This is a genomic window from Micromonospora sp. DT201 (assembly GCF_049841575.1).
Classification (GTDB): Bacteria; Actinomycetota; Actinomycetes; order Mycobacteriales; family Micromonosporaceae; genus Micromonospora.
The window spans coordinates 17,806-38,965 of record NZ_JBNCKP010000005.1; the positions used below are offsets into that span (position 1 = coordinate 17,806).

A 21,160-nucleotide genomic window follows, 5' to 3' on the forward strand; every position below is an offset into this window, starting at 1 on the left:
TGTCGGAGTGGGCCGCCCGGTCGGTGCGGCTGCCGGTGAACTCTTCCCGGCCGGTCACGACGGCACCGCGCCGGGCAGCTGCTGGACCGCCACGGCGAGTTGACAGCCGGTGGAGATGCCGCAGTCGAGCAGCTGGTCGAGCTGGTGCGGGGTCACCCCGCGTTCCAGGTCGGTGACCACCTCGCCGTAGACCCGGGCCCGACCGTCGTCGTCGACGTGCACGAACGCCTTCGGCCAGAGCCGGTCGTGGTTCCACGAGTTGCAGAACGCGTACAGGGCGGGCACCTGCTCGATTCCGAAAGTGGGAGTGACCATCGTGCGAACCTGAAGCAGCTCGCCGTCCCCGCCGAGGCGTAGGAACCAGATCAGGTTGTCGTCGAAATGGCCCACCAGTTCGCCGTTCGCGGTCAGGCCGACGGACCGCCCGCGGGCGGCGAGCACCGCGGCGACCAGTTCACCGGTCAGCGGGCGCAGTGCACCAGGGTGCCCGGCCAGCGGATCGTCCGGATCGCCCTCGAATTCCGGCGACGCCATGGGGCATCCCTTCTGAGGCGGATATCACGACCGGCGGCGGGGCCGGTGTTGCGACGCGCGGACACGACCGGGAAAAGCGGGGATCTGCCCGGTCCCACCGTTACCGTGACTCTATGGCGGGCCGTACCTCTCAGGCGAGCCGGCGGCGCGGCGCGTCGCCGCGCGGTGGCACTAACAGTCGTGCCCGCCAACCGGCGAAGAAGACCCGGGCGCCGGCCCGGCGTCGTACCACGCCGGCCCGGCCCGGCCCGGCTGTCTACGTGGGCCGCGCGGTGGGTGCTTTGTGGATGGGCGTGGCACACGGGATGGGTTGGGCGGTGCGGGCCGCCGGTCGGCAGGCCGCCTCCGCTCGTGACCTCGACCCGGAGCACCGCCGAGACGGTGCCGGCCTGCTGCTGTTCGGCCTTGCCCTGCTCACCGCGGTGGCGCTCTGGTTCTCCGGGGCAGGCCCGGTGGGCGCGCGACTGGCCGACTCGGTCCGGCTGTTCCTGGGCGCGATCTCCGTTGTCGTCCCGGTGCTGCTGATGATCGGGGCGTGGCGGTTGATGCGTCAGCCGGCCGATCCGGAGCACCGCGGCCGCGGGTTGATCGGCTGGACGTCACTGCTCGTGTCGACCGCCGCGCTGCTCCAGATCGGTCAGGCTCCGGCCAACCCGCTGGAGCGGGACTTCGCCGGTGGCCTGGTCGGCGCGGGCATCGGCGGGTTGCTGGAACGCGCGGTCACCGCCTGGGTGGCGGTGCCGCTGCTGATCCTGCTGCTGCTCTTCGGTCTGCTCGTGGTGACCGCGACCCCGATCAACAAGATCCCCGAGCGGCTGGGCCTGCTCGCCGGCGGGCTCGTCGCCGCGCCGGACGCCGCTGCCGACGAGGAGTCGAACGAGACGGCCCCGCGGCCGGCCCGCAAGAGGCCGGCGAAGCGGATGCCGCCGCCGCTGAACCCGGACGACTTCGAGGACCTGGACGGCGCGGACCTCCAGGAGACCATGGTGCTGCCGCGCAAGTCACCGGCGAAGGTGCCGGCGAGCCGCCGGCCGCCGGCCGAGCCGCCGGAGCACTCACCCCCGCCGACCCGGGCCGAGCAGCTCGCGTTGACCGGGTTGGCCGGGGACTACACCCTGCCGCCGGCAAACATGCTCAGCGCCGGGGCCGCCGCGAAGACCCGCAGCAAGGCCAACGACGAGGTGATCGCCGCTCTGACGGGGGTGTTCGACCAGTTCGATGTGGATGCCGCGGTCACTGGCTTCACGCGCGGCCCGACGGTCACCCGGTACGAGGTGGAGTTGGGGCACGGCGTCAAGGTCGAACGGATCACCCAGCTTTCCCGCAACATCGCGTACGCGGTGAAGTCACCGGACGTGCGGATCCTCAGCCCGATCCCGGGCAAGAGCGCCGTCGGGGTGGAGATCCCGAACACCGATCCGGAGAACGTCGCACTCGGCGACGTGTTGCGCTCGCGGGCGGCGACAAGCGACCACCATCCGATGGTGGTGGCGCTCGGCAAGGACATCGAGGGCGGCTACGTGGTGGCCAACCTTGCCAAGATGCCGCACATCCTCATCGCCGGGGCCACTGGAGCTGGGAAGGCGCTGGCCCTGGACACACCAATCCCGACACCTGATGGCTGGTCCACCATGGGCGACCTCCAGGTTGGCGGGAAGGTCTTCGACGAGCACGGTCGTAGCTGCACCATCGTCGCTGCCACCCCAGTGATGTCTGACCGCCCCTGTTACGAAGTGGAGTTCTCCGACGGTACGGTGATCGTCGCTGACGCCCAGCACCAATGGCAGACGACGACGAGGGCTGGCCGGACGCAGCGAACCCATAAGTGGAGGGACGGGTCCTACTGGTCGGCGGATGATGTGCGGCGGCTGGCGGCAAAGACCGACGAGGTGCTGGCAGAGCCAGATCGCTCGGTATCGACCGACGAGGTCATCTCCGATGTCGGCCAGCAGTTTCGGAACGCGCTGTACAAGGTCGCATGCGGGTTGCCGAAGGAGCCCGGGATTGCCCTCAGCAGTTATGTGCGGGGTGGTCGCGAGGTAACCCGCCGCGTCCCGGCCTATTCCCGTCACAGTCTCTATCAGGCGTTGAGCAATCTCGTCGCCGATCCGGGCCGGTCGGGTCGGAGGCGTAGCTTCGACGACCGACCAGTGACGACCGAGGAAATCGCAGCTTCGCTGCGGGTAGGCGGGGGTGGCGGATCCTGGGCCAATCACGCTGTGGCGGTGTGTGGACCCCTCGACTATGCGGAGCAGGATCTACCAATCGCTCCGTACACCATGGGTTGTTGGCTGGGTGATGGCACGACTGGCTCGGCCGGCTTCACCTGCGACGAGGAGGAGCTGCTGGACAATATTCGGCTGGACGGGTATGTCGTGACGAAGCACTCCTCCAGCCGAATGCAATACACGCTTTCTAATAGGCCAGAACGGGACGAGCGAATCGCCGAGGCCGTGGATCTGTTCGCTGAGGGTGTAAGCCTCGTTCGGGCGGCTCGGCAGGTCGGGGTCGGCCTCTCCGCTGTGTGCCTGGCGGCTCGAGGCAGGGCCAGGGTTGTGCGGCCGGGCCGTCGCGAGCCAGACCCTGTTCCCCGTGAGCAGTACCGGACGCTGCGGCATCTGTTCCGCGAGATCGGCACTAAACATATTCCCGCCAGCTATCTGCGCTCCTCGGAGCAGCAACGGCGGGCTCTGCTGGCTGGTCTGTTGGATACGGACGGAACAGTTTCCCGTAAGGGTGGAGTCGAGCTTGGGCTCACGAACGAACGCCTGGCAAAGGATGCTCTAGAGCTGATCATCGGGCTCGGCTACCAGGCGACAATGACGACCAAGCGGGTAAAAGGCCGGAGTGAGGCGTCGTCCAACTTTTACCGAATCCACTTCACGCCTGCCGACAAGGTCTTCCGGCTCACCCGCAAGGCAAGTCGTCAGGTGGCCGGCGGGCGTGCCACGACCTCCCGGCGGTACATAGTGGATGTACGACATATCCCCTCGGTGCCCGTCCGTTGCATCGAGGTCGACAGTCCGAGTCATCTGTACCTGGCCAGCCGCGCGTGCATCCCCACCCACAACTCCAGCTGCCTCAACACCCTGTTGGTGTCCGTCCTCACCCGGGCCACCCCGGACGAGGTGCGGCTGCTGCTGATCGACCCGAAGCGGGTCGAGATGACCGGCTACGAGGGCATCCCACACCTGGTCACCCCGATCGTGACGAACGCCAAGAAGGCGGCCGACTCGCTGGACTGGGTGGTCCGCGAGATGGACATGCGCTACGACGACCTCGCCGCCAACGGGGTCCGACACATCGACGACTTCAACCGCAAGGTCCGCAACGGCGAGATCAAGGCCCCGCCGGGCAGCGAACGGGAGATGCGCCCGTACCCGTACCTGTTGGTGATCGTGGACGAGCTGGCCGACCTGATGATGGTCGCGCCCCGTGACGTGGAGGACTCGGTCGTCCGGATCACGCAGTTGGCCCGGGCCGCCGGCATCCACCTGGTGTTGGCCACCCAGCGCCCCTCGGTCGACGTGGTGACCGGTCTGATCAAGGCGAACGTGCCGTCCCGGCTTGCGTTCGCCACCTCCTCGCTCGCGGACTCCCGGGTCATCCTCGACCAGCCGGGCGCGGAGAAGCTGCTCGGTCGAGGCGACGGGCTCTTCCTGCCGATGGGGGCCTCGAAGCCGGTACGCATCCAGGGCGCCTGGGTCACCGAGCGGGAAATCGCCGACGTGGTGAAGTTCTGCAAGGACCAGCGTGAGCCGGAGTTCCGCAAGGACGTGCTGGCCCCCGCGCAGGAGACGAAGAAGAAGGTCGACGAGGACATCGGCGACGACCTCGACCTGTTGATGCAGGCGGTGGAGCTGGTGGTCACCTCGCAGTTCGGCTCGACCTCGATGCTCCAGCGCAAGCTGCGGGTCGGGTTCGCGAAGGCGGGCCGACTGATGGACCTGATGGAGACCCGTGGGGTGGTCGGGCCGTCCGAGGGGTCGAAGGCGCGCGACGTGCTGGTCAAGCCGGACGAGCTGGAGGAGGTCCTGGTCGGGCTGCGCGGCGACGCGGACTGACCGACGCCCGACCCCGGGATGCAGCACGGGCCCGCCGGCTTCGGCGGGCCCGAGGCTGTCCGGCGTGGTCAGTGGATCGATGACTACCCACTGTGGTCGTTGGTCACGCATGGTGATGCGGCTCTTCAGTGGAAGATCTTCAGGCCGATCACGCCCGCCACCACCAGCAGCAGGCACAGGATCCGGGGCAGGCTCGCCGACTCGCCGAGCGCCACCATTCCGACCGCTGCGGTGCCTACCGCGCCGATGCCGACCCAGACCGCGTAGCCGGTGCCGACGGGGATCTCGCGCAGCGCGTACGCCAGCCCAGCCATGCTCAGGGTCAGGGTCACCAGGAACACCACTGACGGGATCAGTCGGCTGAAGCCGGCGCTGCGGTCCAGGGCGATCGCCCAGGCCGTCTCCATCAGTCCAGAGATCACCAGTACGAGCCAGGCCATCGTTCACCTCACGCGGGAGTGCCCGGACCGCCGGGGTCGGGACGAGTCGTGTCTGCACGTCGCGGGGCGTCTTGGCCTGACCGGGTACGCCCACCACTCGTCCGGGGCGGCCGCCAGCTTCCGGGGCCACCGAATCCGACGCTAGCACCGGCCCCGACGGCGATGTGGTGACTCACACCACCGCGGTTGACTTCTAGCTAACTTCAACTTGCAGTATGGCCATCATGACCCTGCTGTACGCCGACCCCGAGGTCGCCGCCGCGCTGGACGCAGCCACCACGGTCGACGCCATGCGCGCCGCCCTGCTGGCCGCGTACGAGGGACGCCTGGTCGCCCCGCCCCGGGCCGCCGCCCCGCTCAGCGGTGGGCGGATGGTGCTCACCGCCGGGCACCTCGTCGGCGAGTGGTACGGCTTCCGCTCGTACGACACCTTCGGCCACCCGCAGAGTGAGCAGCTGGTGGTGCTGCACGACGCGCGGACCGGGGCGATCCGAGCGGTCGCGGTCGGCGAGGAGCTGGGTTCCCGTCGTACCGGAGGGTTGGGTGGTGTGGCGGTCGACGCGCTGGCCCGTCCGGACGCGGCCACCCTGGGGGTGGTCGGCTCCGGCCGGCAGGCCTGGACCCAGGTCTGGGCCGCCGCCGCGGTCCGCCCGTTGCGCGAGGTGGTGGTGCACAGCCGCTCCGCCGCCCGACGGGACGTCTTCGCCGCTCGGGTCCGCGCCGAGTTGGGCGTATCGGCCCGCGCGGTGCCCGACCCGGACTCGGCCGTGGCCGGGCGGGACATCGTGGTGCTCGCGACCACCAGCCCCACCCCGGTGCTCTGCGCCGCCGACCTCAGCCCCGGCACGCACGTCAACGCGGTCGGCTTCAAGCAGCGCGACCGCAGCGAATTCGGCACCGACCTGCTGGACTCTGCGGACCTGCTGGTCACCGACTCGACGGCTCAGGCGGCGGACTACCAGCCGCCGATGCTCGCGGCCACACCCCCGTACGCCGGACGGTTGCGCGACCTGGGCGGCATCCTGGCCGGCGCGGTCCCCGGCCGGACCACCGCGGACCAGATCTCCGTCTTCTGCTCCACCGGCCTGGCCGGCACCGAGGTCTTCCTGCTCGACGCGCTGACCCGCATGGGCGCCGCAGTGCGTTGATCGGAACGCGGAACCGTCGCCGACGGGACTGACCGAACAGTGGACCGCCACATGGGCGACCGGGCGGCACTGGCGGCACCGCGAAGCGATCATGATGTGGGTGACCGCCGCGACGGGGCCGGCGGAGCAACCCGAACATGAGGCGCCATGACCCTCGCCGCGATCAACCTTTCTGACCCGGTCATCGAGATCGGTCTGCCGGTAGCGAGCTTGGCCTTCTGGGCGGTGGTCTACGGGAGCATCCGGCTGGCGAGCCGCCCCGCCGCCGTGACCCCGGCTCCCGCCGCCGTGGGATTCCCCGGCCAGGAGCCCCCGGCCGTGGTCAGTCTGCTGGCCAACCGGTGGCGGCAGACGGCGAACTTCGCCGAGCCCACCCTGCTCGACCTCGCCGCGCGCCGTTATCTGACGCTGCGCCAGGCCGGCCCGGAGCCCGGCAACACCACGGTGCAGCTGACCGGCCGCGCCCCCGACGACCTCAACGGGTACGAACGGCAGGTCTACGACCGGGTGGCCGAGCGCGCGGTCGACGGGGTGGTCCCGCTGACCGCGCTGGGCTTCTCTGACGCCGACCGATCCGCCGCCTGGTCCAAGCGGCTGCGCCGAGCGGTCGTGGCCGACGCCCAACGGCTCGGGTTGTCCCGCCGCCGGTTGTCCCGCCCGCTTGTCATCGCGCAGAGCGTGCTCGGCGCGGTCGCCGCCGCCGGGGTCGCGGCCGGTTCCTGGCACTACGTGACCCGGACCGGCGGGGACAAGCTCGGTGCGGTCGCCGCCTTCCTCGTCACCGCCATGGTGCTCGCCGGCCTCGCGGGCCGGGACCTGGGCGAGCGGGACACCCCCGCCGGCCGTGCCGCCGCCGCCCGTTGGCTGGGGCTGCGCGCCTGGCTCGCCGGGCATGAGGCCATCGGTGACCTGCCGCCCGCCGCCGTCGCGGTCTGGGACCGCCACCTGTCGTACGGCTCCGCGCTCGGCCTGACCCGGACGGCGGCACCGGTGATCAACTTCGGCATGGCCGACCAGCGGCGGCTCTGGTCGTCGTACGGAGGCAGTTGGCGGCAGGTCGACGTCAGCTATCCGGGCGGGTTCCCCCGTTACGGGAAGGCGCTGGGATGGGTGATCTCCTGGGCGGTGCTCTCCGGTCTTCTGGGCTGGACGTTCGCCGGGGTGGTGGGCGGCTCGTTCCTCGCCTCGGTCGGGCCGTCGTCGGCCGGGTGGACGCGACTGACCGACCTCGGCCCGGTCACGTTCGGCATCGTCCTGCTCGGGTTCGCGCTGCTCGCCCTCGCCGTGTACCTCCTCGTCCGGGTGCTGCTCGACCTGTCCGCCCCGACCACGGTCAGCGGGGAGGTGCTCTGGCACCAGGTCTGGCAGCGGCAGGCCTCGGACGACGGGCCGGGCAGAATCATCAACTACCACCTCGTCATCGACGACGGGCACAGCGAGAGGCTCCGCGCCTGGGTCATCCCGGTGCAGATCGCCGGGGAATGCCGGCTAGGTGACGTGGTGACCGCACAGGTCCGACCGTGGACCCGGCGGGTGGTCGGGGTGAGGGTCCAGCGGGCCGCGCCGGAGCCTGCTGACGCGTAGGGTCGGTGACGAGGCATACACCAGTGGTGCTGGCAGCCCGCGTGCGTGGGCTTCTCCGGTCGGCCCGGTACCCTCGGATGGTGTCTGCCACCTCTCCTTCTCCTTCTGACCACGCCGAGGGCCGCCGCGTCGCCCTGCTCACCCTGGGCTGTGCCCGTAACGAGGTCGACTCGGAGGAGCTCGCCGCCCGGCTGCACGCCGACGGCTGGCAGGTGACCACCGACGGCGAGGGCGCCGACGTTGTGGTCGTCAACACCTGCGGCTTCGTGGAGAAGGCCAAGCAGGACTCCATCCAGACTCTGCTCGCCGCCGCGGGTACGGGCGCCAAGGTGGTCGCCGCCGGCTGCATGGCCGAGCGGTACGGCCGGGAGTTGGCCGACAGCCTGCCCGAGGCGCAGGCGGTGCTGAGCTTCGACGACTACCCGGACATCGCCGCCCGGCTGAACGCGGTCGTCGCCGGCGAGCAGGTCACCGCGCACACCCCCCGGGACCGGCGTGAGCTGCTGCCGCTGACCCCGGTGAAGCGCCGTGACACCGGGGTGTCGTTGCCCGGGCACGGCACCGTGACCCGCACCGCCGTCGAGACCGACGAGCACACCCCGGCACACCTGCGCCAGGTGCTGCGCCGCCGGCTGGACAACGGCCCGGTCGCCTCGCTGAAGCTGGCCAGCGGCTGCGACCGCCGCTGCGCGTTCTGTGCCATCCCCGCCTTCCGTGGGGCGTTCGTCTCGCGTACCCCGGACGAGCTGCTCGCCGAGGCGGAGTGGCTGGCCAAGACCGGCGTACGTGAGCTGGTGCTGGTCAGTGAGAACTCCACCTCGTACGGCAAGGACCTGGGTGACCCCCGCGCGTTGGAGAAGCTGCTGCCGCAGCTCGCCGCGGTGACCGGCATCGTCCGCGTGCGGGCGAGCTACCTCCAGCCGGCCGAGACCCGGCCCGGCCTGGTCGAGGCGATCGCCACCACCCCGGGCGTGGCCCCGTACTTCGACCTGTCGTTCCAGCACTCCAGCGAGCCTGTGCTGCGCAGGATGCGACGTTTCGGCTCCACCGATCGGTTCCTGGAGCTGCTGGCCAGCGCCCGTGCGCTGGCCCCGGACGCGGGCGCCCGGAGCAACTTCATCGTCGGTTTCCCCGGCGAGACCCGCGCCGACGTCGACGAGCTGGTCCGGTTCCTGACTGAGGCCCGGCTCGACGCGATCGGCATGTTCGACTACAGCGACGAGGACGGCACCGAAGCCGCCGGCCTGCCCGGCAAGGTCTCCGCTGCGACGATCAAGCGGCGCTACGACCGGTTGAGCGCGCTCGCCGACGAGCTTTGCTCGCAGCGGGCTGAGGACCGGCTCGGCTCGACCGTCGAGGTGCTCGTCGACTCGATCGCGGACGGCGTGGTGGAGGGCCGGGCGGCGCATCAGGCGCCGGAGGTGGACGGCTCCACCACCCTGGTCGCCCCGGTCGAGGGTGGGGTCGACCTCGCCGCGCTGCGCCCGGGTGATCTGGTACGTGCAACGGTGACCGGCACCGAAGGGGTGGACCTGCTCGCTGTGCCGGATGAGATGATCTCGGCGGCGCCCGGCGCGGCACGGTGACGGTGGGGCCGAGCGGAGCGGGGGAGCCCAGTGGTGTGGTGCCCGGAACGCCACGGCTGCCCGAGCGGAGTGCGGCGGTGACCGGGGCGACGGAGTCGACTCCGGCCCGGGTGGTTGCCGTGGTGCCCGTCGTCAACGCGGCCAACGCGTTGACCGCGCTGCGGCTGGTGTTGGTGCCGGTCTTCGGAGCCTCGGTGATCATGTCCGGGATGACCCACTCCGGCTGGCGGATGGCGGCTTGCCTGATCTTCGCGGTGGCCTCGGCGACCGACCTGGTGGATGGCTGGATCGCCCGCAGGTTCGGGCTGGTCACCTCGGTCGGCAAGGTGGCCGACCCGATCGCCGACAAGGCGCTCACCGGCGCGGCCCTGGTGCTGCTCTCCTGGTACGACCAGCTGCCCTGGTGGGTGACCGCGCTGATCCTCGTCCGGGAGCTGGGCATCACGGGGCTGCGGTTCTGGGTGATCCGGCATGGCGTGATCGCCGCGAGCCGAGGTGGCAAGGTCAAGACTGCGCTCCAGATCCTCGCCATCGCCTGGTACCTCTGGCCGATGCCGACCGCCCTCGCCGCAGTCGGCCCGTGGATCATGGCCGCCGCCGTCCTGGTCACGGTCGCCACCGGCTTCGACTACATAGCCCAAGCCGTCCGCCTCCGCCGCCCCCGCTAACAGCCCCCGCCCCCGGTGATCATGAGGTTATTGCCGGTCGGGCGGCGTGTCGTGCCGCTAACTTCATGATCGACGCGATCGGGCCGGGAAGGTTGGGGGTCGTTGGGTGGGGAAGGACGGGTTGATGCAGAAGGCGGGTTTCGGGCGGCCAGCGGACGGCTCGGCGGACGATGGCGCGGCAGGCAGCGCGGCGGCGGGTGTGGTGCACAGGCTGGCGCGGCGGCACGAGACCCTGGCCACTGTCGAATCGCTCACCGGCGGGCTGCTTGCCACATCGATCGTGGACATCGCCGGGGTCAGCGGGATCTACCGGGGCGGCCTCGTGGTCTACGCCACCGAGCTGAAGGGCACCCTGGCTGGCGTACCAGCGGATCTGCTGTCCGAACGGGGACCGGTGGACCCGGATGTGGCGGCGGCGCTCGCCGAGGGTGGCCGCCAGCGCTGCGGCGCGGACTGGGGGGTGGCCACCACCGGCGTCGCCGGCCCTGAACCGCAGGACAGCAAACCCGTCGGTCTGGTCTACGTCGCGGTCGCCGGCCCCAACGGTGGTGAGGTCCGCCAACTCGCCCTGAGCGGCGGGCGGGAGCACGTCCGGGCGGCTGCGGTGGTCGAGTCGCTGCGGCTGCTCGCAGAACGGATCCACGCCGCCGACGCCGTAGAGGACGGCGACGTAGAAGCCGACCCAGGGACCGCCGCTGGAGCCACCCGGGGCGGGGCGGGAACGGCCGGCGCAGTCCGCCGATGAGCCCGTCCAACCGAACCGACAGGCGGGGCGGGATGTCGGCCGGGCCCGCAACGGGTACGGTTGCGGGAAGGCTCCGACGTTTCGGAGTCGGCGCGGTCTACCGCGACCGGCTGCCCAGCGCCGGGCGCGAGGTATCCCTCAGGGGGAGGTGCGATGATCCTGCTACGCCGGGTGATCGGTGACGCACTGCGGGCGCGCCGGCAGGGACAGCAGCGCACGCTGCGTGAGGTGTCCACCGCAGCCAACGTCAGCCTCGGTTACCTCTCGGAGATCGAGCGGGGGCACAAGGAGCCGTCCAGCGAGCTGCTCGCCGCGATTTGTGACGCCCTCGGCGCCCGCCTGTCCGAGCTTCTGCGGGAGGTGAGCGACACCGTGGCGCTTGCCGAGCAGATGCCCGATGTGCTCGTTTCGATGCAGGACGAGCCGGCCGATGCCACACCTGTGCCCAAGAGCACCAACCGGGGCGTCCGTCAGGTCACCTCCGATGGCAAGGTCGCCGTCTCGGTCCGCCAGGACTCGCCGCTCAAGGCCACGCTGCGCAGCTCCCGCGTCCGCCCGACCGAGCGCGACCGGGACGTGGTCTGCGCCGCCTGAGCCCGTCCTCTTTTTGACGATGGGTGGGCTGGCCCCGGCCGCGTAGGGTGGCCCGCAGGAGCTGCCGGTGCTGTCGACCACCCGGTACGGATGCCTTGTTGGCGTTCGACTGGGACGATGGAGACCGGCCAGTGGTGGTCGGTCGGTCCATCCGGCCCGGCCGTCGTGGAGCGACGCTATTGAGGGGATAAGGCGGAGATGGCGAACCCGTTCGTCAAGGGTTGGAAGTACCTGATGGCGCTCTTCGGTGCGAAGATCGACGAGCACGCCGATCCCAAGGTGCAGATCCAGCAGGCCATCGAGGATGCCCAGCGGCAGCACCAGGCGCTGGTTCAGCAGGCTGCCGCCGTGATCGGCAACCAGCGCCAGCTGGAGATGAAGCTGTCCCGGCAGATGTCCGACGTCGAGCGGTTGCAGGGCAACGCCCGGCAGGCCCTGGTGCTGTCCGACCAGGCCCGGGCCAAGGGCGACGAGGCCGAGGCGGCGCGGTTCGAACAGTCGGCGCAGACCCTGGCCAGCCAGCTCGTCTCCGCCGAGCAGGCCACCGAGGACCTGAAGACCCTGCATGACCAGGCGCTGGGGGCCGCCGCCCAGGCCCGCCGCGCGGTCGAGAACAACTCGATGATCCTCCAGCAGAAGCTCGCCGAGCGCGCCAAGCTGCTCAGCCAGCTGGAGCAGGCCAAGATGCAGGAGACGGTGGCCCGCTCGCTGGAGTCGATGTCGTCGCTGACCGCGCCGGGCACCACCCCGGCGCTGGACGAGGTGCGCGACCGCATCGAGCGGCGGTACGCCAACGCGATGGGCCGCGCCGAACTGGCCGGCAACTCCGTCGAGGGCCGTATGTTGGAAATCCAGAAGGCCACCATCGACTCGGCCGGCTCGGCGCGGCTGGAGCAGATCCGGTCCAGCATGGCTGGCGAGCAGCTCGGTGGCGCGGCGCAGCGGCCGGCCGTGCCGCAGGCCGAGAAGGCTGGCCCCGCCAACGACCCGACTGCCGCTGCCCGGTTGGACGAGCTGCGCGCCAGCATGGCTCGCGAACGGGGCACCGGCGACCCGACCGCCGCCGGCTGAACGACCGGACCGAGGAGGTCAGGGTGGCAGACGAGCGGACACGGTATTTCCGGAGGCTGGGTCGGCTTCGCCGGTCCGCCCGACGGTGGAGCGTGCTGGCCGGTGGGCTTGGCGGCGCGGCGGCGGTGCTGACCCCGTACGCCGGCCTGGGTCTGCCCGACGCGGCCTGGGCTGGCGCTGCGGGCAGCGCGGTGGCACTGGCCGCCTGGCGCTGGATTGACGTGCGCGCCCTGGCCGCCCAACCGGCACCCCCTGCGCTCGACCCGGCCGAGGCCGCGGCCCGGTCGCGGGCCCGGTTGATCGCCGCCGTCGAGCGACTGCCGGTCGGCCCGGGTGTGCTGGCCGAAGTCCGCCGGGTCCGCTCCCGGATCGCGCTTCGCGGCACCAGCGCCGGTGAGCAGTGGGCCCGACTGGACCGGGCGGCACTCACCCTGGCCGGGATGGCCCCCCGGCTCACCGGGCTGGCCGAGCCGGCGGTGCTGGAGGCCGCCGCAGCAGACCGTTCGCTGCGCGACCTGGCCGCACGGGTGGCCAGCGTCGAACGTGCGCTGCGGCTGTCCCCGGTCGACGCCCGGCCGCCGCTGGCCGAGGCGCATGCCGCGCTGACCGCCCAGCTGGAGGGCGGGGTCGCGGCCTACGAACGACTGGTGGTCGCCGCCGCCGGCTATCTGGCCGAGGACGCCCGACCGGAGACCGCACACCCGGCCGCTGACCGGCTCACCGAGGCAACCGACCTGCTGCACGGGGTTGCCGGGGCCTTGGCCGAGCTGCGCGCCGTCGGCACCCCGCTGCGGGCACCCACCAACTGACAACGCACCCCGCCGGATGACCCAGCCGGTCACGGCGGCGTCGTGACCAGGATCGGGCCGGTGTACGCCGAGGTGCCCACGACGTTGAACGAGCGGATCCGGTAGTGGTAGGTCACCCCTCGGGCCAGCCCGGTGTTGGTGAAGCCGCGACCGGTCACCGTGAAGGTGGCCACCTCCTGGTCGAATGCCGGGTCCAGCGCCCGCTGCACGATGAATCCGGCCCCCGGGCCGGCGGGTGTGCTCGCCGCCCAGGCGAGGATCACCGTCGCGGTGTCCGGCCCCGGCGCGCTGGCGGTGGCGTTCAATCCGCTCGGTGTGCCCGGTGCGGGTGGAGAGGTCACCGTGGCGACCGTCGACCAGGCCGAGGCGGCGCCCAGATAGGTGGTCCGTACGCGGTAGTAGTACGTGGTGTCCGGTGCGATCGTGACGTCCAGGTGGTTGTCGCCAGCGCCGATCGCAGTGGTGCCCGGGCCGCTGGTGAACGTCGGGTTGGTGGCCCGCTGCACGTCGATTCCGGTGGCGAACGAGCGGTTCGCCCAGCGCAGCGCCACTCGCAGTGGCGCCGCAGGCGGGAGTGCCGCGACCAGGCCGCTCGGCGCGGCCAGGTGCACCGAGGCGGGCACGCCGTTCGACCAGGACGAGTAGCTGACGGCGTTCTCCGCCCGGATCCGGTAGTGGTACGTCACCCCGGGGGTGACCGACGCGTCCGTGTACCGGGTGGCGGCAGCCGCGACGGTGATCGTGGTGACCTCGCCGCTGAAGGTCGCGTCGGCGGCCCGTTGCAGCAGGTGACTGGTGGCGGGTGGTCGGCCGCCGTTGCTGGTCCACGTCAGTGCGATCGCGGGTAGCGCGGTGGCCGAGCCGGGCACCGGCGTGGCGGTCAGCCCGGTTGGTGCCTTCGGTGCCACCCGCAGCACCAGCGGCCGGCTCATCCCGCCGTCGCGGTGGCCGGCGAGCTGGCTGTGCCAGCGATACTCCCAGCCCAGGTTGACCAGTTGGTTGACCACGTTTGCGGGTCGCCCGTCCACCGGGCTGACCGGGGTCGACCCGGTCCGGGCCCCGGCCGGGCGGCCCGGGTCGAGCAGCCGGACGCTCTCGCCGAGCTTGAACGGCAGCAGCGGGGCGACCGGGCGCAGCGCCACCACCACGTCCTCCCGGGGGTTGACCCGGACGATCTGCTTCCAACCCAACTCGGTGCCGTGTGGGAGCCGCAGCGTGCCGTCCCAGCCGGCCCGGTTGATCAACTGCACGTCGCAGCCGCCGAAATGCAGTGGCTCGGTCTGCCGGACGTTGCCGCTGATCCGCCAGAGCTGGGTGCCGTCGGTCGAAGTGCCAACGGGCACGGCGAGGTCGGTGGCGAAGAGCACCTCGGTGACCGGGTCGGTCGGACCGAGCGGCAGGGTCGTCGGGTTGAGCGGCCCGGCTTGCGGGTGTCCGACGCCGAGCCGGCCGGCCAGCCGACCGTGGTCGGGCTCGAAGACCTGTTGCGCGGCCTTGACCGCGATCGGCAGGGTCACCGGGCCGGTGCCGGCCGCCGGCGTGAACGTCACCGAGGTGGCGTGCACCGGCACCGTCGTCTGCGACGCGGTCCGGGTGCCGAACGCCGGATCGTACGACGGCTGCGGCACGATCGGCGGACGTTGGCTGGCCGCGTACGCCAGGGGCAGCCTCTCGCGCAGCCGGTCCAGGTCGTACGGCGGCGCCGGCACCCCGGTGACTCGGAACTGGAGCAGGGTGCGGGTGTTCGGGCCGTACCCCGGTTCGGTGCAGGGTGGGCCGCCCTCACCCGTCCGGTCCGGTGCGTCGGTGTGCTGGTCGTTGCGCGGGTCGAAGCCGGGCAGCGGAGCCGGTGCGTCGTTGTAGAGGATCAGCGTGCTGCCCGGCGGCACGGCGGAGAAGTCGACAAGCACATCGGCCCGTTCACCCGGGGCGAGTAACAGGGTGTGCCCGTCGACGTTCAGCACCGTCGGGTCGAGCCGGTCGTAGCGGTAGCCGATCGGTCGGTTCGGCAGCACCACCGGGGCGGGCAGCAGCCCGGCCTCGTTGCCGATCTGGATGAACTCCGGCCCGGCGGCGCGTGGGTCCGGCACACCGCCGTCGCGTCCGTCGGCCGGCCACCCCGTCGGCCGGTCCGCCGCCCGTACGGCGGGCACCATCGGCACCTCACCGGCGTCGGCGTCGGCGAGTGCCCCGTCGGGCGACCACATGGCGGCATCGGAGCAGGCGCGGTAGAGCTGGAGGTTGAGGCTGCGGTCCAGGCAGGCGTTGAGGATCCGGAACCGGTACGCGCGCGGCCGCACCTCCAGGTACGGGTAGGCGATGCCGTTGACGAGCGGGGTGTCGCCGTATGCCTCGGGGACCGCGGACGGGTGCGGCACGCCAGGGCTCAACGGCGGCTCGTCGGGCGCGCCGACCGGGTCGTGGTGCGGGTTCGGGACCCAGCCGTCGGTGCGGGCATCGTCCAGGGTCGTGTTGCGCGACCAGGGGCCGAAGTCCCATCGGCCGGTGGGGTTGCGCCCGCCGGACCGGTACGGGTTTTGCCGAGGCTGGTAGACGTGTGGGTGCCAGAGGCTTCCCCGGGCTCCCCAGCGGTCCCGGTCCCAGGTCGGATCCTCGGCGGCGAGCTGGGCGTCGTCCGGCACGAACGTCTTGTCTTCGATCACCAGCGGCAGCTGGTCGGCCGGCAGCACCGTGTCGGCGACGAGCTGGTCCTCGGCCGGGTCGGTGAGCAGGTAGAGCGCGAGTTGCCCACCGTAGACGGTGAGCCGGGCCAGGCCGAGGGTGTTGTCGTGGAACCACAACAGCCGGCCGCTCTGCTCATTCGGGTAGTACAGCGTGGTGGCCCCGGCACCGGGCGCCGGCATGTCCGGTACGTGGGTCAGACCCACCCCGGTCGGGTACGGGGTGATCTCCCCGGCCGGGGTGATCCACTGCCCTGGGTTGCCGGCGCTGGTCCAGCCGGTCTGCGCTCCGGCCAGGTGCAGCACCGCACGGTTCTGCGGGAACGGCGCCGGCCCGTCCAGTGGGCCGAGGCCGGCCCCCTCGATCGTGTCGTCGACCGGTAGGAACAGCTCGCCGGCCCGACCGGTGGGGAGCTGGTTGATGAACTTCACCCGGACCGGCCGGCCCCGGCGGGCGAGGATCATCGGGCCGAGGTGCCAGGGCCGCTCCGGGGGCGCCACCGTGTTGTGCCCCGCCTTGTCGGTGCCCAGGTTGAGCTGCCGGTAGCCGCGCAGCCGGGTGGCTGGCAGGTCCCGGTGCAGCCGCTGTGCGTACTCCTGCACGCCGATCTCGTAGTAGTCGCAGCCCGGATAGCTGATCGTGTCCGGCGCTGCCACCGGCAGGTGGCCGCCGAGGTCGGTGTGGCCCTGCTGGCCCGGGGTGGGCAGCGGGTCGACGAACTTGCGCAGCCCGGTCCCGGGCACCACCAGCCCGCTGGCGTCGCGTGTCGGACGAGGACTGTGTGCGAAGTTCGGCACGGGGCCGAAGTAGCGGGGGACCACGGCCGGGTCCAGGCTCGGCGCCGGGGTGGTCTCCTCGGCGGTCTCCTCGGCGGTACGCGCGGCCGGCACGGACGCCGTCCGGCCGTTGGTGTCGCGGCTGGTCCGCTCGAAGAAGGTGGAGCGGAGTCTGCGGAACATCGCCATGACTCTCCCCCGGTCGGGCGCGAGATCCCGCCACCCCGGCGTGGCGGACCTCGGCGCTCTGCTGACGATCGGTGAGCACTCAACCGCAGCATGCGACTCCGGCGGCCAGATAGGAATTACCCAATCGTCCGTATCTGGGATGGCCTCGGCCGGTGGGCGCCCTGGTCAGCCGGATACCGGCGTGTCCGAGTGCTCGGGCTGGCAGACCGGGCACCAGTAGGTGACCCTCTCCCCCAACTCCTCCTTGCGGATCGCGGTGCCGCAGCGGCGGCAGGGCTGGGCGCGGCGGCCGTACACGTAGCTGGTCTGCCCCCGGTACAGCGAGCCGGTGCTGCTCTGCGTCCACCGGCCTCGGTTGGCGGCGAGCAGCCGCTGTGCGAGGGCCACCATGCCGGGCAGGTCGGGCACCGCGCCGACCGGCGTCCACGGCGACACACCGCGCAGGAACAGCACCTCGCACTTGTAGAGATTGCCCACCCCGGCCAGGTTGCGCTGGTCGAGCAGCGCCTCGCCGATGGTCTGCTCGGGGTGGTCGGCGAGCCGGCGGACCGCCTCGGCTGCGTCCCAGTCCGGCCCGAGCAGATCGGGGCCGAGGTGCCCGACCAGTTGGTCCTCCTCCGCGGTCGGCACCAGGGTCATCTCGTGCAGGTGGTAGCCGACCGCGACCGCACCGGGGCTGCGCAGCACCACCCGGATCAGGTGCGCGGGCCGACCGGTCCAACGTTCCCCGGGGGCGTACGCCCGCCAGGCGCCGTCCATCCGCAGGTGTGAGTGCAGGGTCCAGCGTGCGTCGTTCGGGGCGTGCAGGCGCAGCAGCAGGTGCTTGCCTCGGCTGGCCGACTCGCGGACGGTCCAGCCGCTGAGGTCGGTGGTCGCCAACTGCGGCACCCGGAAGTCACTGCTGGTGATCCGTGCGCCGGCCAGCGCGCGGTGCAGCACACGCGCGGTGTTCCAGACGGTGTCACCTTCGGGCATCCCGCCATCCTCCCTCTTTCGAGCAGGATTCGCATGTGTCGCTATATGTACATAGGTTCCTACTGATCTCCTGATCTGCGAGGGTCAGGGGGTTCTGAGGAGAATATCCATGACGCGACCTAGTTGTCGTATCCCGTCCGTCGCCCTCGTCGCCATCCTCTCCCTCGTGCTCACCGCGGCTCTTCTGCCCCTCGGCAGCGCGCTTCCGGCCACACCCGCCACCGGCGGCCCGATCACCCTCACCGCCGCCGCCCCGGGCGGCGAACGGTGGAACGCCGACCTGTCCGTCGTCGACCGTGACGACGTCAACGTCCAGCGCACCGCCGCCGGGCTACGCCTACGTGCGGCTCGGCCCGCCGAGCGCAGCGCTCGCAGCCCACACAGCGCGGTCGCCGAGGGGATGCTCCTGACCACACCCCGCACCCTCGCCCGGCCGGCCACCCGCGTCCGAGCCGAGATCAACGCCTCGTTCCCCGCGGGTGCCACTGTGGAGGCGCAGGTCCGTGGGTGGCGGACCGCCGGTTGGACGGAGTGGCGGGCCGCCACCGCCGGCGCGGTCTTCGACCGGCCGGTCACTCGGGTGCAGACCCGGGTGGTGCTCACCGCTCCCGGTGGCGGCGCCACCCCGACGGTACGAAGCGTGCAGCTCACCGCCGACGCGGCCGCCGCGGTGTCCGCCGCCACGCCCGGCCGCACCTACCGGGTGTACGCCACACGCATCGGGTTGGTCGGTGAGCTGACCGCCAACGGCCGGATCGTCCAACCCCGGGACCATTTCGTGGCGCTACCCTCGCGGCGCGGCCTCTCGCCAATCAACAGCGGCGACTACACCGTGCGGGTCTGCACGACCAACGGTTCCCGCTGCGAGTACGCCCCGGTCTGGGATGTCGGGCCGTGGAACACCCGCGACGACTACTGGAACCCCTCATCGGTCCGAGAAAACTGGAAGAACCTGCCGCAGGGTCGGCCCGAGGCGCAGGCCGCGTACCAGTCGGGCTACAACGGCGGGCGCGACCAGTTCGGGCGTACCGTGCTCAACCCGGCGGGCATCGACCTGGCCGACGGCACCTTCTGGGACGGCCTGCAGTTGACCACGAACGCCTGGGTGGACGTCGCCTACCTGTGGACCGGGGGCGGTCCGCGCGGCGTGGTCGGTGACGGGCCGCTCAACATCCGCGCCGGGGCCAGCACGTCGTACGCGATTCGTGGCCTCGCCGCTCGTCTGGCCCACGTGCCGATCCAGTGCTACGTCACCGGTCAGTCGGTCGCCGGCCCCTACCGCACCACCACCCGCTGGAACCGCCTGACCACCGGGCAGTACGTCAGCCACGCGTACATCTCAAGTGTGTACGGCGGCGGAGTGCCCGCCTGCTGAGCCGCGCTCTCCCGTCGGGCGCCCGTCAGGGGCGCTCGTCGGGGCGAGCCGGGCGCACCATGTCCTGGTAGCGCGGGTGGCTGGCACCGTAGACGGCGTAGTTGAGTCGGGCGTGCGAGAGGCTCAGATCGCCGTTGGGGCCACCCCGGACCGCGTCCGCGTCCGCGTCGGTCTGGCCGTCATCGGTCCAGAAACAGACCGGGCAGGTCCCTCCGCCGGTCCGGGATGCACAGCAGGGACAACCCACGGGAACCACTTGTTCACCCACCGGGGCAGCATTCCACAGTCGAATATCAGCCGGATACCCGCAGGAGGTCCCCTGGAGCCACCCGGAGGACGTCGAACCGCCCGCCCGCCGTTGGCCGCGACCGCCACGAAACCGTCGGTGAGACTGTAATCGGTGGTCAGCGAGATCCAGGGCGTGACGGATATGCCGCAGGCTAGCCCTCGGCATCGGTGCTTCGCTCCAGGACGAGTTCGTCGTGCAGCGGGATCCCGTCCTCGCCCACCAGCGGGATCTCCGGCTTGAGCAGGCGGGCTCGGTCAACCGCGCCCCGGTCCACGTCGACAAGTCGCATGCCGCGCCGCTGATAGAACCGCAGTGCCCGTAGGTTGTCGTTCGAGGTGATCAGCCACACCCGGCCCAGGCCAGCTTCGACAGCGATCGATGTCGCTGCCGCCAACAGTGCCGTGCCGACTCCACCACCGGGCTGGGCCGCGACCAGGCTCACCACCTCCAGGCCGCCCTCGTCGACACGGTAGGCCAGCGCGCCGACCACCGCTTCGCCGTCGACCGCCACCAGGGTCGGCAGGGTACGCAGGTCGTAACGGGTGTCGTGAGCGATCACGAAGGGGCCGCCCCACTCGCGTTCGTGTAGCGCGTCGACGGCCGTCCGCTCGGCGGGGCGGGCCCCCCGCACCTCGAACCCACCCACGTCCCGGCCTCCGCTCGGTACCGCTTCTGCTCGGTGCCGCTTCTGCTCTGCCAGTCGGAGAGCGTGTCTGCCAGCCGGAGAGCGTAGTCGTGTCATGCGGTCGACCGGCGAGAGGCGGATATGGGACAGCGCGGTGACCGACCAGCCCTTCCCGCCGCCGGATGCCGTTGGGCAGACTGCCATGGTGACAGTTCGGAGCCTGCCCGCCGTCGGAGTCCTGCTGGTCGCCGTCGCGCTCGCTGCCGGCTGCGGCAGTGCCGACACCGGCCAACCGAGCGCGGCCCCATCCGACTCGCCCGTGTCGGCTCCGCCGGCCACCGGCCTTCCGAGCGTGCCGATGCCCTCGGCGCTTTCGCCCACCGTGGCCTCCCCGACGGAGTCGCCCTCCGCGTCGGCCCCGCCCTCCGCCGAGGCGCAGGGTCCGACGCAGCGACGGCCGGCCAGCCCACCGCCGGTGGTGCTGCCCCAACGCCCGGCCGGGGCACCCGGGGCGAAGCAGGTCGTCGACGCGTTCAAGGCGGCCGGCCTCAAGGTGCCGCACCCGAAGGACCGTTCGGTCGACTGCGGACCCGACGGGCTCGGCCTGGGCTGCTCCGAGGTGATCGCCACCGACGCCGTCACCGTGTACGTGTTTCCGGACGAGATCAGCGCCGGTGACATCGCGGAGACCTGGCGCAATCAGTCGTACCGGCGCGGTGCGGTGGTGCTCAACTACCTCGAGGCGAAGACCCCGGCCGCCGAGCGCCCTCGTTACGAGAAGGTGCTCAACGCCCTTCACTGAGCACCGGCTCGTGCCCTCGGTGCTCTGGGGTAGCGATGTCTGGTGAGCGGTATACCTCTGTGTCATAAATATGACTCACAGGCATACCGCTCATTCGGGTGCGACCGGCCGGGTGGTGGTTCGTCCAGCTTGCGCTCTGGCGTCGACCGATTTCTGGCAGCACGGGCACCGCTCCGGCCACCTGCGAAAGGGACGTCAGCCGGC

The 21,160-nt window shown here is 71.6% G+C and carries 17 protein-coding genes, 1 pseudogene and 1 riboswitch; of the genes and pseudogenes, 12 read left to right on the plus strand and 6 right to left on the minus strand.

What is annotated here, in order from left to right; all coding sequences use genetic code 11:
- Nucleotides 1-54 precede the first annotated feature (54 nt).
- Nucleotides 55-534, minus strand: a complete 480-nt coding sequence (locus tag ACLQ28_RS11785) for a YbjN domain-containing protein (protein WP_425686275.1) — start codon at nucleotides 532-534, stop codon at nucleotides 55-57.
- Nucleotides 535-647: 113 nt separating this feature from the next.
- Between ACLQ28_RS11785 and ACLQ28_RS11790 the strand changes: the two are divergent.
- Nucleotides 648-2,135 (plus strand): annotated as a pseudogene (locus ACLQ28_RS11790) (DNA translocase FtsK 4TM domain-containing protein); the annotation flags it as partial.
- 108 nt (nucleotides 2,136-2,243) lie between these two features.
- Nucleotides 2,244-4,598, plus strand: a complete 2,355-nt coding sequence (locus tag ACLQ28_RS11795) for an FtsK/SpoIIIE domain-containing protein (RefSeq protein ID WP_425686548.1) — start codon at nucleotides 2,244-2,246, stop codon at nucleotides 4,596-4,598.
- 125 nt (nucleotides 4,599-4,723) lie between these two features.
- Here the strand turns inward: ACLQ28_RS11795 and sugE are convergent, their stop codons facing one another.
- Nucleotides 4,724-5,038 carry a quaternary ammonium compound efflux SMR transporter SugE gene (gene sugE, locus ACLQ28_RS11800; RefSeq protein ID WP_425686276.1) on the minus strand — a complete coding sequence of 105 codons (315 nt, stop codon included), beginning with the start codon at nucleotides 5,036-5,038 and terminating at the stop codon, nucleotides 4,724-4,726.
- Between the two features lie 60 nt (nucleotides 5,039-5,098).
- A riboswitch (guanidine-III (ykkC-III) riboswitch) is annotated at nucleotides 5,099-5,158 on the minus strand.
- Nucleotides 5,159-5,262: 104 nt separating this feature from the next.
- Here sugE and ACLQ28_RS11805 point away from each other — a divergent pair.
- The 8 genes from ACLQ28_RS11805 to pspM all read left to right on the plus strand — a co-directional run bounded on the left by ACLQ28_RS11805 (nucleotide 5,263) and on the right by pspM (nucleotide 13,243).
- Nucleotides 5,263-6,186, plus strand: a complete 924-nt coding sequence (locus tag ACLQ28_RS11805) for an ornithine cyclodeaminase family protein (RefSeq protein WP_425686277.1) — start codon at nucleotides 5,263-5,265, stop codon at nucleotides 6,184-6,186.
- Between the two features lie 147 nt (nucleotides 6,187-6,333).
- Nucleotides 6,334-7,770 (plus strand): DUF2207 family protein, encoded by a 1,437-nt coding sequence (locus tag ACLQ28_RS11810; RefSeq protein WP_425686278.1) that lies wholly within the window; start codon nucleotides 6,334-6,336, stop codon nucleotides 7,768-7,770.
- Between the two features lie 77 nt (nucleotides 7,771-7,847).
- Nucleotides 7,848-9,356, plus strand: coding sequence for a 30S ribosomal protein S12 methylthiotransferase RimO (gene rimO / locus ACLQ28_RS11815; RefSeq protein ID WP_425686279.1), 1,509 nt, complete (start codon nucleotides 7,848-7,850; stop codon nucleotides 9,354-9,356).
- A 77-nt stretch (nucleotides 9,357-9,433) separates the two neighbouring features.
- Entirely contained in the window at nucleotides 9,434-10,024 is a 591-nt protein-coding gene (gene pgsA / locus ACLQ28_RS11820; RefSeq protein ID WP_425686280.1) for a CDP-diacylglycerol--glycerol-3-phosphate 3-phosphatidyltransferase, read from the plus strand.
- A gap of 124 nt (nucleotides 10,025-10,148) precedes the next feature.
- Entirely contained in the window at nucleotides 10,149-10,769 is a 621-nt protein-coding gene (locus tag ACLQ28_RS11825) for a CinA family protein (protein WP_425686281.1), read from the plus strand.
- Between the two features lie 153 nt (nucleotides 10,770-10,922).
- Nucleotides 10,923-11,363: a helix-turn-helix domain-containing protein gene (locus ACLQ28_RS11830; protein ID WP_425686282.1), complete on the plus strand. Its 441-nt coding sequence runs from the start codon at nucleotides 10,923-10,925 to the stop codon at nucleotides 11,361-11,363.
- 198 nt (nucleotides 11,364-11,561) lie between these two features.
- Nucleotides 11,562-12,434, plus strand: coding sequence for a PspA/IM30 family protein (locus ACLQ28_RS11835; RefSeq protein ID WP_425686283.1), 873 nt, complete (start codon nucleotides 11,562-11,564; stop codon nucleotides 12,432-12,434).
- Nucleotides 12,435-12,457: 23 nt separating this feature from the next.
- The gene (pspM, locus tag ACLQ28_RS11840) at nucleotides 12,458-13,243 is read left to right on the plus strand and encodes a phage shock envelope stress response protein PspM (protein ID WP_425686284.1); all 786 of its coding nucleotides are present in this window, start codon (nucleotides 12,458-12,460) and stop codon (nucleotides 13,241-13,243) included.
- A gap of 29 nt (nucleotides 13,244-13,272) precedes the next feature.
- Here pspM and ACLQ28_RS11845 read toward each other — a convergent pair whose 3' ends face one another.
- Both ACLQ28_RS11845 and ACLQ28_RS11850 read right to left on the minus strand, forming a co-directional pair.
- Nucleotides 13,273-16,890, minus strand: coding sequence for a hypothetical protein (locus ACLQ28_RS11845; protein WP_425686285.1), 3,618 nt, complete (start codon nucleotides 16,888-16,890; stop codon nucleotides 13,273-13,275).
- A 165-nt stretch (nucleotides 16,891-17,055) separates the two neighbouring features.
- Nucleotides 17,056-17,865 (minus strand): DNA-formamidopyrimidine glycosylase family protein, encoded by an 810-nt coding sequence (locus ACLQ28_RS11850; RefSeq protein ID WP_425686286.1) that lies wholly within the window; start codon nucleotides 17,863-17,865, stop codon nucleotides 17,056-17,058.
- 109 nt (nucleotides 17,866-17,974) lie between these two features.
- Here ACLQ28_RS11850 and ACLQ28_RS11855 point away from each other — a divergent pair, with 109 nt between their 5' ends.
- A complete protein-coding gene (locus ACLQ28_RS11855) occupies nucleotides 17,975-19,240 on the plus strand; it encodes a hypothetical protein (protein ID WP_425686287.1) in 1,266 nt (421 codons plus the stop codon).
- Nucleotides 19,241-19,265: 25 nt separating this feature from the next.
- Here ACLQ28_RS11855 and ACLQ28_RS11860 read toward each other — a convergent pair whose 3' ends face one another.
- Complete coding sequence (locus ACLQ28_RS11860; protein ID WP_110566168.1) at nucleotides 19,266-19,508, minus strand: CPCC family cysteine-rich protein; 243 nt, start codon at nucleotides 19,506-19,508, stop codon at nucleotides 19,266-19,268.
- Between the two features lie 172 nt (nucleotides 19,509-19,680).
- A complete protein-coding gene (locus ACLQ28_RS11865; protein ID WP_425686288.1) occupies nucleotides 19,681-20,175 on the minus strand; it encodes a GNAT family N-acetyltransferase in 495 nt (164 codons plus the stop codon).
- Between the two features lie 184 nt (nucleotides 20,176-20,359).
- On the opposite strand from ACLQ28_RS11865, the gene ACLQ28_RS11870 reads away from it, so the two are divergent.
- Complete coding sequence (locus tag ACLQ28_RS11870; RefSeq protein WP_425686289.1) at nucleotides 20,360-20,956, plus strand: hypothetical protein; 597 nt, start codon at nucleotides 20,360-20,362, stop codon at nucleotides 20,954-20,956.
- The last annotated feature ends 204 nt before the right edge of the window (nucleotides 20,957-21,160 follow it).

Excerpts from the sequence above, each read along its gene's own strand:
- ACLQ28_RS11785 (WP_425686275.1), bottom strand. The coding sequence starts at position 534 with ATGGCGTCGCCGGAATTCGAGGGCGATCCGGACGATCCGCTGGCCGGG.
- ACLQ28_RS11795 (WP_425686548.1), top strand. The coding sequence starts at position 2,244 with ATGTCTGACCGCCCCTGTTACGAAGTGGAGTTCTCCGACGGTACGGTG.
- sugE (WP_425686276.1), bottom strand. The coding sequence starts at position 5,038 with ATGGCCTGGCTCGTACTGGTGATCTCTGGACTGATGGAGACGGCCTGG.
- ACLQ28_RS11805 (WP_425686277.1), top strand. The coding sequence starts at position 5,263 with ATGACCCTGCTGTACGCCGACCCCGAGGTCGCCGCCGCGCTGGACGCA.
- ACLQ28_RS11810 (WP_425686278.1), top strand. The coding sequence starts at position 6,334 with ATGACCCTCGCCGCGATCAACCTTTCTGACCCGGTCATCGAGATCGGT.
- rimO (WP_425686279.1), top strand. The coding sequence starts at position 7,848 with ATGGTGTCTGCCACCTCTCCTTCTCCTTCTGACCACGCCGAGGGCCGC.
- ACLQ28_RS11825 (WP_425686281.1), top strand. The coding sequence starts at position 10,149 with ATGCAGAAGGCGGGTTTCGGGCGGCCAGCGGACGGCTCGGCGGACGAT.
- ACLQ28_RS11830 (WP_425686282.1), top strand. The coding sequence starts at position 10,923 with ATGATCCTGCTACGCCGGGTGATCGGTGACGCACTGCGGGCGCGCCGG.
- ACLQ28_RS11835 (WP_425686283.1), top strand. The coding sequence starts at position 11,562 with ATGGCGAACCCGTTCGTCAAGGGTTGGAAGTACCTGATGGCGCTCTTC.
- ACLQ28_RS11845 (WP_425686285.1), bottom strand. The coding sequence starts at position 16,890 with ATGGCGATGTTCCGCAGACTCCGCTCCACCTTCTTCGAGCGGACCAGC.
- ACLQ28_RS11850 (WP_425686286.1), bottom strand. The coding sequence starts at position 17,865 with ATGCCCGAAGGTGACACCGTCTGGAACACCGCGCGTGTGCTGCACCGC.
- ACLQ28_RS11855 (WP_425686287.1), top strand. The coding sequence starts at position 17,975 with ATGACGCGACCTAGTTGTCGTATCCCGTCCGTCGCCCTCGTCGCCATC.